Origin of the sequence: Dyella sp. (genome assembly GCF_036746095.1) — a bacterium.
GTDB lineage: Bacteria > Pseudomonadota > Gammaproteobacteria > Xanthomonadales > Rhodanobacteraceae > Dyella_B.
On sequence record NZ_DAIOEU010000040.1, the window covers coordinates 13128 to 26220 of the forward strand.

Consider the following 13093-nt stretch of genomic DNA (forward strand, 5'->3'; position numbering starts at 1 on the left):
AGCCTACACGGCTACGCGACGGACTTTAGCAGCCACGCGGCAACGGCATCCGGATGTTCCAACTGCAAATGATGGCCGCCAGGCATGTGCGCCACGTCAATGCGCGGCAGCTGCTGCGCACGCGCTTCCATCGTCGCGCTGGGCAGGTAAGGCGTAACCGGTGTGGAAAGCAGCAATGAGGTAGGTGCTTCGATGCCGGCAAGCAAGGCGCGGATCTGCGCTTCGGCCAGCCGCACCGCGCTGGGTCGCGTCAGGCGTGGATCGCTGCGCCAGCGATAGCCCCCTTCGAGCTGCACAAGCCCGCGCTCCACGATCGGCCGCGCCAGCTCTGCGCGCAAGCCGCTGGCCATGCTGCGTGCGCTGATCGCTTGATCGACATTCGCGAACAGCCGCAGCGACTTGCCGCTTGCCGCGGGCGCTGCATAAGCATCCCTGAAACGCTGCAGGGTGTGGGAGCCCTCATCGCCGAGTGGTCCCAGCCCTTCGATCAGGAACAGGCGATCCATCCGTTGCGGCGTGGCGGCAGCAGCGAGCGAGGCGATGCCCGCGCCGAGCGAATGGCCGAGCAGGCTGTAGCGTTCGAGCCCCAGCGCATCGGCCGCGCTGAGCACCGCGCCGACGTAGTCGACGTAGTGATAACTGATGCCAGCCGGGAGGTGGCTGGAATGGCCATGCCCCGGCAATTCCAGCGCGATCACGCGAAAGCGCCCGGCCAGTTTGGGCGCAAGGAAGCCATAGCTGCCGGCGTTGTCCAGCCAGCCGTGCAATGCCAGCAGCGGCGGTGCTGCAGGGTCACCCCAAATCAGCGCCGCCAGCGAGAGATGATGCGACAGGGTGATCCGCTGTTCGATCGGCGCGCTGGCGTGGGCGCGCTCGCTCATGCTACTTCGTTCGCGAAGAACTCCGGCCATCCCTGGGCATGCCGCAAAACCAGCGCCGAAAGGCTGTCCACCTGCGCATTGCCATCATTGAGCGCGGGGATGTAGCGCAGCGCCTCGCCACCGGCCGCGGTAAAAAAGTCGGCGTTCTGCATGGCGATTTCTTCCAGCGTTTCCAGGCAATCCACCGCGAAGCCGGGGCAGGCCACGTCCAGCCGCTTCACGCCTTCGCTGGCGAGGCGTTTGACGGTTTCATCCGTGTACGGTTGCAGCCATGGCTCGCGACCCACGCGCGACTGGAAGCTCGTGATCAGTTGCGTCTCGTTCAAGCCCAGACGCTCGCGCAGCAGATGCGCGGTGGTCTGGCATTGACGCAGATAGGGGTCGCCGGCAGCCACGTAGCGTTGCGGAATGCCGTGGAACGACAACAGCAGCTTGTCGCCGCGGCCGTGCATAGCCCACCACTGCTCGATCGACTGCGCGAGCGCGCCGATGTGACCGGCGTCAGCGTGGTAATCGTTGATGATGCGCAGTTCCGGTGGCCAGCGCAGTTGCTTGAAGGTGTCGGCGACCGCGTCGATGACCGATCCGGTCGACGTGCCGGAGTACTGCGGATACAACGGCAGCACCAGCAGGCGGCGTACGCCTGCGCGCTGCATCTGCTCGATCTGCGCGCGCACCGAGGGCGCGCCGTAGCGCATGGCCAGCGCCACGCGCACCGGTCCGGCGGCGAGCTGGCTCAGCTTGGTCTGCAAGGCCGCGGCAAGCTTTTCCGAGCCGACCCGCAGCGGTGAGCCTGCCGGCGTCCACACCCTGGCATAGGCATGCGCCGAGCGCGCCGGGCGGATGCGTAAAATGACGCCGTGCAGGATCAGCCACCAGAGCCAGCGCGGATATTCGATCACGCGCGAATCGCCCAGAAACTCGGCCAGATACGGCCGCACTGCGCGCGCCGTGGGGGCATCCGGTGTGCCAAGGTTCACAAGTAATACGCCAGCCTGAGCAGGTTGGTCGTAGGATTGGCCGGCAAGGCCGGTATAGTGATGAGTCGGCATGGTGGCGGGCAGCGGACGAGCCGGCCAAGTCTGCCACAAGCCGCCATGAGCCTTTCGCGCCAGTGGCCACGTGGCCGTCGCCCGCGACCGCGATCGAGTCATTCAAATCGGGAGCTATCCATGTTCAAAGCACTGCGTCGCCTTTCGTTTGTCGCCCTTGCCCTGCTGTTGCCCGTGGCTGCCGCGCATGCCGATGACGACACCCCGCAGCAGCGCGCGCAAAACGCCGTGCGGGTGCTCAATGAAATCGAGCAGGCGCCGGACAAATCCATCCCCACCGACCTGCTGCGCGACGCGCGGGCGATTGCGGTGATTCCCGATGTGCTGAAGGTCGGCTTCGTGTTTGGCGGGCGACGCGGCGAGGGCCTGATCTCGGTCAAGAATCCGGACGGCACCTGGTCCAATCCGAGCTTCATCTCCTTCGGTGGCGGCAGCGTGGGGTTCCAGATCGGGGTGTCCAAGACCGACGTGATCCTGGTGTTCCGCACGCAGCGCGGCGTGGATTCCATCGTCAACGGCAAGTTCACGGTGGGCGCGGACGCCTCTGCCGCGGCGGGCCCGGTGGGTCGTACCGCTTCGGCGGCGACCGATCAGCAGCTGAAGGCGGAAATCTATTCCTATTCGCGCGCCCGCGGCCTGTTCGCGGGGGTGGCGCTGGATGGCTCGGTGATCAAGATGGATAACGACGCCAACGCGCAGGTATACGGACCAGGCATTACCCCGCGGCGCATCTTCGAGGGAGGGGTGAGCAATGTCCCGGCGGCGGTCGTGCGCTTCCGCGACACCCTGGAGGAGTACACTGCGCGGTGAGACGGTAAGCAGGCTCCAGACGGCGCCAGCGCGCTCTTCACATGACGGAACGCCGGCGCCTGCACTTCCGCAGGCGCAGACGGCAACAGTCCGCAACGAGGTTTCACATGGGTTTGGACAGCATTTGGCATTGGGCGATCTTGCTCGTCATCATCCTGCTGGTGTTTGGCACCGGTAAATTGACGCGGGTCGGCTCCGATCTCGGCAATGCCGTGCGCGGCTTCAAGAAAGCCATGCAGGGCGACGAGGACGAGGAAAAGCGCAAGGCGCAGGAAAAGCTCCAGGCCGATCCGGCGCCGGGCGCCAGCAGTGCGGCCAGCCAGCAGCGCGATTCCAGCGAATCCAAATAAGCGCGTACGCGTAGGAAAGCAACATGATCGAGATCAGCCTCGGCAAGCTGATGTTGCTGGCGCTGATCGCGCTGATCGTGCTCGGCCCGGAAAAGCTCCCGCAGGCGGCCCGCACGGCCGGCGCCTTGGTGCGCCGCTTGCGCCAGGGCTGGGACAGTGTGCGGGCCGAAGTGGAGCGCGAGCTGGAAATCGAAGACCTCAAGCGCACGGCGCGCGAAGCGGCGGCACGCGCCGAGGCCATGCAAGCCGAGATGAACAAGGCCGCTCGAGAAACACGCGAACACGTGGCAGGTGCTGCAACGGAGGTACGCGATAGCGTTGCCGACGTGCAGAAGGATCTCCTGCAGGCCGATGCGCCGAAGGAAACACCGCATGGCAACGCCTGAGCCCGAGACGGACCTGCAGCAAGGTTTATTCTCGCACCTGCTGGAGCTGCGGTCGCGATTGATCAAGGCGATTCTCGCCCTGGCAGTCGTGCTCGCGGCGCTGGTGCCGTTTGCAAATCGCTTATATGCGTGGCTCGCCGCGCCGCTGGTTTCCCGCCTGCCGGAAGGCGCGCACCTGATCGCCACCGAAGTGGCCAGCCCGTTCGTGACGCCGCTGAAGCTCGCGTTCTACGCCGCGCTGTTCATCAGCATGCCGGTGATCCTGTATCAGCTGTGGGCATTCGTGAGCCCTGGCCTGTACAAACACGAGAAGCGCCTGGCGCGCCCGCTGCTGGTGGCAGCGCTGGTGCTGTTCTACACCGGTTGCGCGTTTGCGTATTTTCTGGTGTTGCCCGCCGCGTTTCGCTTTCTTACCGCCGTCACGCCGCAGGGCGTGGAGATGATGACGGACATCACGCACTATCTCGATTTCGTGATGTTGATGTTCTTCGCTTTCGGTCTGTGCTTCGAGGTGCCGGTAGCGGTAGTCATGCTGGCGGCGGTAGGTATTGTCGACCTCGACAAGCTGCGCAAGGGCAGGCGCTACGCCGTGGTCGGCGCCTTTGCCATCGCTGCGGTGGTGACGCCGCCGGACATCACCTCGATGATCATGCTGGCCATTCCGATGTGCCTGCTTTACGAACTGGGCGTGCTCGCCGTGCGCTGGTTGCTGAAGCCGAATACGGCCGATGCACCGTCCCATCCATGAACAAGTCCTCCCGCCTTCCCGCGCCCGCTGCCGACGAGCTGGCCCATTCCGAACGCCTGTTGCGACACCTGCGCGAAACCATCGCCGCGCATGGGCCGATAGCGTTTTCGCAATACATGGAGCGGTGCCTTTATGCGCCGGGCCTGGGTTACTACAGCGCGGGCAAGACCAAGTTCGGCGAAGCCGGCGATTTCGTCACCGCGCCGGAGCTTGGCGAGTTGTTTGCACGCTGCGTGGTGCACGTCGTGCAGCCGGTGCTGGCGATGTTGGGCAGTGAGGCGGATTTTCTCGAACTCGGTGGCGGCAGCGGCGCCTTCGCCGAATCCGCGCTGCTGGCACTCGCCGAGAACGGCATCCTGCCACGCCGCTACCTGATCCTGGAGCCCAGCGCCGACTTGCGCGAACGTCAGCACGGACGCCTTACCGCCGCTTTGCCGGCAGAGGTGATGGCTCGCGTGGCATGGATCGATCGTCCGCCCGAGCAAAACTGGCGCGGCATCCTGTTCGCCAACGAAGTGATCGATGCACTGCCGACCACGCGCTTCGCGATGCGGCATGGCGAAGTGTACGAAGAATACGTTGCGCTCGATGGCGAGGCGCGCCTGATGCGTGTCGACCGCCCCGCCGATGCCCTGGTTGCCGGCGCCGTGCGGCACGTCGAACGCGATCTTGGTCGCCCCTTCGAGGATGGCTACCGCTCGGAAATCCTCCCGCAGCTACCGTACTGGATGCAGGCCATCGCCGGCTCGCTTGAAGCAGGCGTGATGCTGTTCATCGACTATGGCTATGTGCGGCGCGAGTTTTACTTGCCGGAGCGGCAAGATGGCACGTTGATGGCGCACTACCGCCATCGCGCACACGGCGATCCGTTTTATCTGCCCGGCCTCAACGATCTCACTGCTTCGGTCGATTTCACCGCGTTGGCCGAAGCTGGCAATAACGCAGGCTTCGCTGTCGCAGCGTATTTGCCGCAAGCGCACTTCTTGATTGCGGCGGGGTTGCAGGCCGTTTTCGAACAGGCTTACGAACGCGCTGCTGACGATGCCGCACGCTACAGTCTTGCCCAGCAAGTAAAGAAACTCACCCTGCCGGACCAGATGGGCGAACGGTTCCAGGCGATGCTGTTGGCGCGCGGGCTGCCGGCACTGCCGCTGCCTGCGGAGCTGCTGGCGGCGGATCAGGGTGGAAGGCTTTAGATGCGCGCATTGGCAGCAGACGAAGGACGTTTACCTCCTAACGCAGCGGCTTGAGCGATCCATCTGCTTGCACTTGGTAATCGGCAGGTTCTTCGCTGCCAACCAGTTTGACGAACCCATCCATCTTCACGCCGTGGTAGGCATGGATGTCGTGGGTCATTCGAATATAGATCCACCGGTCTTTTTCGTTTTCCACGCTCAAGGTGATTGCTTTCCCTTTGCCATCTTGCACGGCCTGGGCCAGGGCTGGCGAAAAACGGGACTGCTTTTCGCCGGCATCATGAATGACGCGCATGAGGTTGATGCTATGTAAAAGAGCAAGGGCCACAAACAAAGCGGTGGCAAAGCGTCCCCACCTATGCATGCGGGGCCAGCTCAAAGCCGTGACAGCGGCGATGACAGCTGAAAGTGCATAGCCGTACCAGGCGGCCGGTTGCACGATCAATACGGGCCCAAGGGCTGCAGTGCCAAATGCAAGGAAGGCAAGGGCATATCGAGGAGCCGCCTTCCAAAGAGACAGGAGCAACAAGCACCAGATCAATACGACATACCAGAGGGTGCGGACTTCGGCAGCACCGAATTTGTCGATAGCGATCGGGTAAAGCTGATATTTGATCCAGTTGAGCGGAATTGTCGAAAGATGCCAGGCATAAGGCGAATCGGCAGGTGCTCCGGTCAAAAGGGTATGAAGCCGTATACCTAGATAGACAATGACCGGCACGGCTGCAAAAAAAGTCGCATCGAGCCAGACCGGCCGCCGTCGATCAAAAAGCCAGGCGAGAAGAAACAATGCCGGCAGTACGACGCCAGATTCCTTCGCTAGAAGGGCGGTGCATGTAAGGCCGAACGAAGCGAGCCATACGGGCCATCTACGTGGCGTGCTTATTGTTATCAGCGCTATGGCCAGTGTGCAAAACACCCATATCAGGTCGGCAAGCGTTGCGACCCACCCATGGGTGTACGTCGCATAAGGGCCAAGCCCAAACAATAGGCCTGCCAGCACCGCCGTCCGACCGGATGCGCCTGCCTTGCGCAAGACCAAGGCCAGCATGCTTGCGTTCCATGCGCTGACGGCCACGATGATCGCGTGAAATAAAAAGGGATGATCGAAGCATCGACGCGATAGCCACATCCAGAGTGAAAAGGTCAGCGGACGATATTGGAAGGCTTGGACGTCAGCCCACAGACCGTTGATAAATGCCGGCCCTTTGTGTTCCGTCGCCTGGAAGGCCCACTGCAGTTCGTCATGGCTCAGATAGCCTGGATTGAATATCAGCGGGCTATGCAAGACGAGAATGACGGTCATGACGATGGCGACAAGGCGCCATCCCTGGCTTTGCTCGACGTTGAGCGCCATGCAACGAACTCCTGCTATGAAAGTGTTTTCAGCTCGCTGATTGCTTGCAAGCGTGCCCGTTCCATGGCTGCTCCAATCGCCGGGCCTTGCAGGCCTTGCGCTACAAAGGGTGCCGAAGTGACGAGGGCTGCAGCGTCGCGAGCATGGCGCAGATAACCTGCTTGCGGATAGTCATCCTGCTCGTGCCCCAGCCGCCCTTGCTTGTCCGCCATGCAGGCGGCAAGAAAAAGCTGCAGCCGTTCGGGGCGGCGCAACGCATCGAGTACCGTCAGCAGCTTGAGTGCCGTGGCGGGTTTCAGCTCAAACGCGCGATGCACGTTGAGATGTTCGCGGCATACCAGTTCGGCGAGCTCGGCGTATTCGGTGGGCACCTTCAAGCGCGCAGCCAGCACGCGCAGCGGCCGCACGCCACGATGCTCATGGCCAACGTGACGCGGCAGTTCTTCCTTGGGCGTAAGCGCTTTGCCAAGGTCGTGGGTGAGCGCGCAGAAGCCGACCAGGTCGTTGCCTGGTGCGAGTCTGGCGGCGGCGTCCAACACCATTTCCACGTGGATGCCGGTATCGACTTCCGGATGGAATTCGGCGCGCTGAGGTACGCCATACAGCGCGTCGACTTCCGGAAACAGCACGGCGAGTGCGCCCGATTCGCGCAGCACGCGCAGGAACGCCGATGGCTGGGTCTCGCCGAGCGCCTTGCGCGTTTCCGCCCAAACGCGCTCGGGTACGAGGTGATCGATTTCGCCGTCACGCACCATCTGTTGCAGCAGGGCCATGGTTTCGTCGGCGACGGTGAAGCCGAGTGGCGCGAAGCGCGCGGCGAAACGGGCGACGCGCAGCAGGCGTACCGGATCCTCGACGAAGGCGGGCGAGACGTGCCGCAGCATGCGTTGTTCGATGTCGCGCGCGCCGCCGTAGGGATCGACCAGCTGGCCTTGCTCGTCTTCGGCGATGGCGTTGATGGTGAGGTCGCGTCGCGCGAGATCCTCCTCCAGCGTGACATCGGAATCGGCATGGACGGCGAAGCCGTGGTAGCCGCGTCCGGTTTTGCGTTCGGTACGGGCGAGGGCGTATTCCTCGTTCGTTTTCGGATGAAGGAAGACAGGGAAATCCTTGCCGACCGGTTTGTAACCTTGCGCGAGCATGTCTTCCGGTCGCGCGCCGACGACCACGTGATCGTGGTCGGTCACGGGGCGTCCCAGCAGTTTGTCACGGACCGCGCCGCCGACCAGGTAAGTACGCATGCCGCTATTGTGCCATGGCGCCTCTTGCCCGCCGTGAGGGCGGAAAACGTGCGAGATATGTTTCGCTACGTCAGCGGGTCGTATCGTTCCCGGCTTTATTCGTGGCCGATGTCGGCGCTGCTGCGGGCGCCGAGGGGGTCGCCGGGCAGGTCAGGTCCCGGCGCTCATTCGGCGGATCCACGCGGCTATGGCTTTGCCCGATCGGCACCATGCGCGTGGACAGCGGTGCGGCGTTGCCATGCAGGCGCCAATCGTAGATCACGCTGTAGTACATCACGCGCGCGACGTATTCGCGCGTTTCCTTGAACGGCATGGTGGCGACGAACAGATCGGGCGACAGCAGGCTGCGCGCCGTGAGCCACTGGTTCACGCGCGCCGCGCCGGCGTTGTACGCCGCGCTGGCCAGCCACGGCGAACCGTCGAAGCGGGCGGCAAGTTGCGCCAGATAGCGCGTCCCCAGCTCGATGTTGGTGGCAGGGTCGTACAGGCTGTCGCCACCGTTCCAGGGCAGTCCGCTGCGACGCGCCACCTCGGCGCCGGCGCTGGGCAGCAATTGCATCAGTCCGCGCGCGTCGGCAGCGGATTGGGCGTCGCTCATCCAGGCGCTCTCCACGCGCAGGATGCCGTAGGCCCATGACGGATCGATGCCGGCCTGCTCGGCCTGCGGCACCAGACCGTCCTGGCTGGCGAGCGGAAAGCGCAGCGGGTAGTAGCTCAGTGCATCGCCCTTGTTGAAGGAGAACACCGCGCGGTCGTACCAGCCGCGTTCGTTGGCGAGGATCACGGCTTGCTGGATCGTGTGCGCATCGGCGTTGGCCAGCGCCTGGCTCCATTCGCGGCGCGCCTGCTTGGGCATGCCGACGGCAAACAGTTCGAACGCGCGGCGCACGCCAGGGATGGCAAGCACGGCCCGCTGCGTTTGCGGCTCGGCGGCGAGCTGCGTGCTGCACAGTGCATAGGGTGCGTGCTGATGATCGGCGGCCATGTAACCGAAATAGCTCGATTGCCTGGCCACGCTGTCGTACACGCGCTGCGCTTCTTCGCTGCGGCCCAGTCCGCCCAGGGCGCGCGCGCGGAAGTATTGCCACTCGTCGTCTTGCTGTTGATCCGGCGGCATGGCGGCAATGCCGTCCAGTACCGCCTGCCAGTTCTTTTCCGCCAGTGCCACGCGCACGCGCCATTCGCGGCTGGCGGCTGTCTGCGCGGAAGGCGGCAGGGCGATCAGGCGCTTGAGCGCGTCATCGTCGAAGTCGGTGGCATGGAACAGGGCCAGCGCGTTCAATACGCGATCGCGCTGTTCCGCGGTGAAATGAAAACGGTCCTGCAGTTGCTGCCAGGCGTTATCGGCCATGTTGGACTGGCGACGCGCCAGGCGCACCAGCGCCAAGGCGGCGGCCTGGCGCGAACGTGGATTGTCGGGCCACTGCCTGGCGGCCAGCACGGCGGCGGCCGGATCGTTGAGCGCCAAGGCAAGGTTTTGCGCGGCCTTGGCCTCGTCCGCCGACAGCCATTGCGCCATGCCGGAAACGGTGCCTGCCCTGCCCGCTTCCACCGCTGCGTCGATGCGCGACCACAGGCGCGCGGGTGTCAGCAGTCCTTGATCGTGGGCGGCGCTCAGCACCGGGTCGCACGCGGAAGGCAGGGCGGGCTCGGCCCATAGCGCGGCGAGATCGCGATTGAAATCAAGCTGAGCGCCGTCGGCAAGCCGTGCTTGCAGGGCATCGCAGGTGAGCGCATTGCCAAGGCCGGGCTGATACATCGCGACGAAATCGGTCCAGTCCTGGCGGCGAGCGAGTTCCTGCAGGAAGTCGCGCTTCAGGTCGCCGCTGGGAATCAGGTCCGGATACTGGCGCAAGTAGGTTTCGACGGTAGGACGATCCACCTGTTGCAGATCGTGCTCCAGCGCTGCGGCCTGCAGATAGGGATACAGCGGGTAGTCCTTGAGCCCCGCCGCCAAAGAACGCCAACTATCACCGCCTTGGCGGGCAGCGGCATAAGCCTGCTTGAATGCAGCGCGCTGCGCGGCCGGCGACGCACCGTCGCTCGTTTGCGCAACCACCGCACCGGCCAGCATCCCGCTGGCGATAACGGTCAACAGACAGCGGCCGAAGCGCGATACGGCTAGCGAGGCCATAGGGACTCCCGTTCCTGCGGACAATCCGATGCAGTGTAATGGATGGGTTTTGGCCGGTATGAATGGAGCTTCACACAGGAAACACATGTGTTGATTCGAACGAGGGAGCAGCAACTGCCCGTTCCCTGTTGCGCGCTCGCCTCTTATCCTTCGACGTTCTACTCAAGCCACGACAAGGCCAGCATGTCATCCAAGCCCAAGAGTGTCGCCCATTACGGTCTTGCCTGGCTGGCGCTGATCCTGGCGACCTTGGCCGGGTTGGCGTGGTGGTGGCAGATCGGCCGTCCGGTGGATTTGCCGGACGCGCCGTCCGCGCGCATCGCATGCGTGTCCTACGCGCCATTCCGCAAGCCGGGCGAGACGCCTTTCAACCGGGATTTCGTTATCACGCCCGAGCGCATCGATGAAGACCTGCGTGCGCTCTCGCAACGCTTCGACTGCGTGCGTACGTATTCGCAAAGCAACGGCCTGGCTGCGGTGCCGGCGATTGCCGCGCGTTATCACATGCAGGTACTGATGGGCATCTGGCTGGGCAGCGTGCCGAAGACCAATGACAAGGAGATCGCGCAGGGCATTGCGACTGCCAAGGCGAATCCCAAGGTGATCCGCGGCATCGTCGTCGGTAACGAAGTGCTGCTGCGTGGCGATTTATCGCCCAAGCGACTGGCCGAATACATCCAGCGCGTACGTGCAGCCGCTCCTGCCGCGATTCCAGTCACGTATGCGGACGTGTGGCAATACTGGTTGCGTTATCCGCAAATGGCGAGCGCGGTGGATTTCGTCACCATCCATATCCTGCCCTATTGGGAAAACGACCCCGTCGCGGCGATCGACGCCGTGCAGCATGTGAAAGATGTGTACGCTCGCATGGAGAAAGAGTTTCCCAGCAAGCAAGTGATGATCGGCGAAACCGGCTGGCCCAGCGAAGGACGCCTGCGCCGTTCCGCCGAACCGAGCCTGGTGGATGAAGCGCTGTATCTACGAAGCTTCCTGCGCTATGCCGCGCAAGTGCACATGCCCTACAACGTGATCGAGACTTTTGATCAACCGTGGAAGCGCGAGCTGGAAGGTACGGTAGGCGGTTACTGGGGCATCTTCGATTCGAATGCCAAGCCGAAATTCCCGATGCTGGGGCCGGTGACGGAAGATCCGCAATGGTGGCTGGGGTGGCTGGCCGGTGTCGCGGGCGCCGCCGTCTTTGCCTTCGTCGGCGGCCGGCGTCGCAGCTGGCATGGCATACGCGGCTGGGTGGCGTTGTTGCTGGCGGGTTTTGCTGCGGGATGTTCTGCCGCATGGCAGTTGCGGCAGATGCTGTTCGCTTGCCAGTGGTGGTGGGAATGGCTGATTTCAGCAGTGTGCCTGGTTGGGGCGCTGGCCATTGCGGCAGCGTTGGCGCGGCGCATCGCGGCACATTTGGCTGATCATCACGATCACACCGAACCTTCGCAATGGTGGCGTTTCTGCGCCTTGTTTGCGCTGGTGCTGTACGACCTGCTGCTGGCGTTCAATGGGCGCTACATGGATTTCCCGATGGGCCTGTTCTGCTTGCCTTGCGTTGCCTACGGCGTGTTCGGTTTGCTGACGCGCGAGTTCGCCATGCCATCGGCGGAGCAGCGCTTCATGGCATGTGTCGGCCCCTTGCTTGCGCTTGCACCGGTGGTGCAGGAAGTGGGCATGAACAAAGTGACGTGGCTATGGCTGGGTTTGAATCTGGCGATTGCCGTGCCGGTGTGGGTGGCCTGGCGTTGCCATCGTGCGATTGGCCTGCAGGCGTACCAGGCGCAAGCTGCCGACTAGCAGCGCAAGTGCGCCGGCGTCATAGCAATACAGGATGAGGGCAAGGATGCCGAGTGCAGCGGCGAGCCACGCCAGCCACGGCTTTTTCCATATCAGTGACAGTGCGGTGACGATGATGGCGGCGATGCCAAAGCCGTAGGAATTGAAACCCAGCACGATCGCCGTGCGTATGCCGCACCATGCCGGGCCATTGGTGTCGTCGCAAAGATGCGCCAGTTCGGGTGGCTCGATAAAACCGTAGCGCAGCCACGCCGTAAACAGGCCAACGACCAGCAATAGCAACCAGGGAAAGGCGATCGGAAAGAAACGGCGTGCGCTCATGGATGGGTTTTCGTAGAAGCCATTTTTGTTGAAATCAGGGGCAGCTGGATATCGGCAGCCAGCGCCAGATGATCGGAGAACGCCTGTGGCAATGTCCACATCTTGTCGATGCGGATACCGGACGACACCAGGATGTGATCAAGTGCGCGCCGCGGCTTCCAGCTTGGAAACGTCGGCACGGCTTGCTCGGGTGGTTGAAGGCTTGAGTGGGCAAACAGGTGGCGCATTTCCGTGCTGCGCGTATCGGTGTTGAGATCGCCCATCAGCACGGCGTGTGGATGATCCTGCAATACCTCGGCAATGAAGGCGAGCTGTTTCGCGCGGGCCTGCGCACTCAGCGAAAGATGCGCCACCACCACCGCCAAGCCGCTGGCCTCATCACCGAACCGCGCCAGCAAGGCGCCGCGGCCGGGAACGCGGCTGGGTAGCGGATAGTCGACCACCACCTCCGGCTCCAGCCGGCAGATCAGGCCGTTGGCAGTGTGCGAAAGCTGGGCGATGGGGCGGTTCGGCTGATGGCTCCAGAACGGCATGCCGGAAGTCTCGGCAAGGTAGCGTGTCTGGTTGAGGAAGCCGGAACGCAGGCTGCCGGCGTCGGCTTCCTGCAAACCGATCACGTCGAACTGCGGCAGCAGCTCGGCCAGGCGATCGAGATTGTCCAGCTTGCTGCGTGCGGGCAGCACGGCGTTGATGCCGCGCGTCACGTATTGGTGATAACGCTGCACGCTGGCGCCTGCCAGGATATTGCAGCTCAGCAGTCGCAGCCGTTCCTGCTTGGCGGGGGCGCGGGTCATGGATCAGCGCAGTCTTTGGATGCTTC

At 63.6% G+C, this 13093-nt stretch carries 13 protein-coding genes; 6 read left to right on the top strand and 7 right to left on the bottom strand.

Going from position 1 to position 13093, the window contains the following annotated elements; genetic code table 11:
* Positions 1–11 precede the first annotated feature (11 nt).
* Both V7M64_RS15370 and hemH read right to left on the bottom strand, forming a co-directional pair.
* The gene (locus V7M64_RS15370) at positions 12–881 is read right to left on the bottom strand and encodes an alpha/beta hydrolase (protein WP_333680248.1); all 870 of its coding nucleotides are present in this window, start codon (positions 879–881) and stop codon (positions 12–14) included.
* Positions 878–1933, bottom strand: a complete 1056-nt coding sequence (gene hemH / locus V7M64_RS15375) for a ferrochelatase (RefSeq protein WP_333680250.1) — start codon at positions 1931–1933, stop codon at positions 878–880. The genes V7M64_RS15370 and hemH overlap by 4 nt, the downstream gene beginning before the upstream one ends.
* 120 nt (positions 1934–2053) lie before the next feature.
* Here hemH and V7M64_RS15380 point away from each other — a divergent pair, with 120 nt between their 5' ends.
* From V7M64_RS15380 to V7M64_RS15400, 5 genes are all read left to right on the top strand, one after another.
* Positions 2054–2743: a lipid-binding SYLF domain-containing protein gene (locus tag V7M64_RS15380; RefSeq protein ID WP_333680252.1), complete on the top strand. Its 690-nt coding sequence runs from the start codon at positions 2054–2056 to the stop codon at positions 2741–2743.
* A gap of 107 nt (positions 2744–2850) precedes the next feature.
* A complete protein-coding gene (gene tatA, locus V7M64_RS15385; RefSeq protein WP_333680253.1) occupies positions 2851–3093 on the top strand; it encodes a Sec-independent protein translocase subunit TatA in 243 nt (80 codons plus the stop codon).
* 23 nt (positions 3094–3116) lie between these two features.
* Entirely contained in the window at positions 3117–3479 is a 363-nt protein-coding gene (tatB, locus tag V7M64_RS15390; protein WP_333680254.1) for a Sec-independent protein translocase protein TatB, read from the top strand.
* Complete coding sequence (tatC, locus tag V7M64_RS15395) at positions 3466–4227, top strand: twin-arginine translocase subunit TatC (RefSeq protein ID WP_333680255.1); 762 nt, start codon at positions 3466–3468, stop codon at positions 4225–4227. The genes tatB and tatC overlap by 14 nt, the downstream gene beginning before the upstream one ends.
* Entirely contained in the window at positions 4224–5423 is a 1200-nt protein-coding gene (locus V7M64_RS15400) for an SAM-dependent methyltransferase (protein WP_333680256.1), read from the top strand. The genes tatC and V7M64_RS15400 overlap by 4 nt, the downstream gene beginning before the upstream one ends.
* 37 nt (positions 5424–5460) lie before the next feature.
* On the opposite strand, the gene V7M64_RS15405 is transcribed toward V7M64_RS15400, so the two are convergent.
* From V7M64_RS15405 to V7M64_RS15415, 3 genes are all read right to left on the bottom strand, one after another.
* Positions 5461–6780 carry a hypothetical protein gene (locus V7M64_RS15405; RefSeq protein WP_333680257.1) on the bottom strand — a complete coding sequence of 440 codons (1320 nt, stop codon included), beginning with the start codon at positions 6778–6780 and terminating at the stop codon, positions 5461–5463.
* A 14-nt stretch (positions 6781–6794) separates the two neighbouring features.
* Positions 6795–8021: a multifunctional CCA addition/repair protein gene (locus V7M64_RS15410; protein WP_333680258.1), complete on the bottom strand. Its 1227-nt coding sequence runs from the start codon at positions 8019–8021 to the stop codon at positions 6795–6797.
* A gap of 70 nt (positions 8022–8091) precedes the next feature.
* A complete protein-coding gene (locus tag V7M64_RS15415) occupies positions 8092–10155 on the bottom strand; it encodes a transglycosylase SLT domain-containing protein (RefSeq protein ID WP_333680259.1) in 2064 nt (687 codons plus the stop codon).
* 183 nt (positions 10156–10338) lie between these two features.
* On the opposite strand from V7M64_RS15415, the gene V7M64_RS15420 reads away from it, so the two are divergent.
* On the top strand, positions 10339–11952 hold the full coding sequence (locus V7M64_RS15420; RefSeq protein WP_333680260.1) for a glycoside hydrolase family 17: 1614 nt from the start codon (positions 10339–10341) through the stop codon (positions 11950–11952).
* Here the strand turns inward: V7M64_RS15420 and V7M64_RS15425 are convergent.
* Both V7M64_RS15425 and V7M64_RS15430 read right to left on the bottom strand, forming a co-directional pair.
* Positions 11848–12273 (bottom strand): hypothetical protein, encoded by a 426-nt coding sequence (locus V7M64_RS15425; protein WP_333680261.1) that lies wholly within the window; start codon positions 12271–12273, stop codon positions 11848–11850. The two genes, V7M64_RS15420 and V7M64_RS15425, sit on opposite strands and share 105 nt — an antisense overlap.
* Positions 12270–13067, bottom strand: coding sequence for an endonuclease/exonuclease/phosphatase family protein (locus V7M64_RS15430; protein WP_333680262.1), 798 nt, complete (start codon positions 13065–13067; stop codon positions 12270–12272). Before V7M64_RS15430 ends, V7M64_RS15425 begins: the two co-directional genes overlap by 4 nt.
* Positions 13068–13093 lie beyond the last annotated feature (26 nt).

Bases quoted from the DNA above. Each gene is read 5' to 3' on its own strand.
- V7M64_RS15380 (WP_333680252.1), top strand. From the start codon at position 2,054: ATGTTCAAAGCACTGCGTCGCCTTTCGTTTGTCGCCCTTGCCCTGCTG.
- hemH (WP_333680250.1), bottom strand. From the start codon at position 1,933: ATGCCGACTCATCACTATACCGGCCTTGCCGGCCAATCCTACGACCAA.
- tatB (WP_333680254.1), top strand. From the start codon at position 3,117: ATGATCGAGATCAGCCTCGGCAAGCTGATGTTGCTGGCGCTGATCGCG.
- V7M64_RS15405 (WP_333680257.1), bottom strand. From the start codon at position 6,780: ATGGCGCTCAACGTCGAGCAAAGCCAGGGATGGCGCCTTGTCGCCATC.
- V7M64_RS15430 (WP_333680262.1), bottom strand. From the start codon at position 13,067: ATGACCCGCGCCCCCGCCAAGCAGGAACGGCTGCGACTGCTGAGCTGC.
- V7M64_RS15370 (WP_333680248.1), bottom strand. From the start codon at position 881: ATGAGCGAGCGCGCCCACGCCAGCGCGCCGATCGAACAGCGGATCACC.
- tatC (WP_333680255.1), top strand. From the start codon at position 3,466: ATGGCAACGCCTGAGCCCGAGACGGACCTGCAGCAAGGTTTATTCTCG.
- V7M64_RS15425 (WP_333680261.1), bottom strand. From the start codon at position 12,273: ATGAGCGCACGCCGTTTCTTTCCGATCGCCTTTCCCTGGTTGCTATTG.
- V7M64_RS15410 (WP_333680258.1), bottom strand. From the start codon at position 8,021: ATGCGTACTTACCTGGTCGGCGGCGCGGTCCGTGACAAACTGCTGGGA.
- V7M64_RS15400 (WP_333680256.1), top strand. From the start codon at position 4,224: ATGAACAAGTCCTCCCGCCTTCCCGCGCCCGCTGCCGACGAGCTGGCC.
- tatA (WP_333680253.1), top strand. From the start codon at position 2,851: ATGGGTTTGGACAGCATTTGGCATTGGGCGATCTTGCTCGTCATCATC.
- V7M64_RS15420 (WP_333680260.1), top strand. From the start codon at position 10,339: ATGTCATCCAAGCCCAAGAGTGTCGCCCATTACGGTCTTGCCTGGCTG.
- V7M64_RS15415 (WP_333680259.1), bottom strand. From the start codon at position 10,155: ATGGCCTCGCTAGCCGTATCGCGCTTCGGCCGCTGTCTGTTGACCGTT.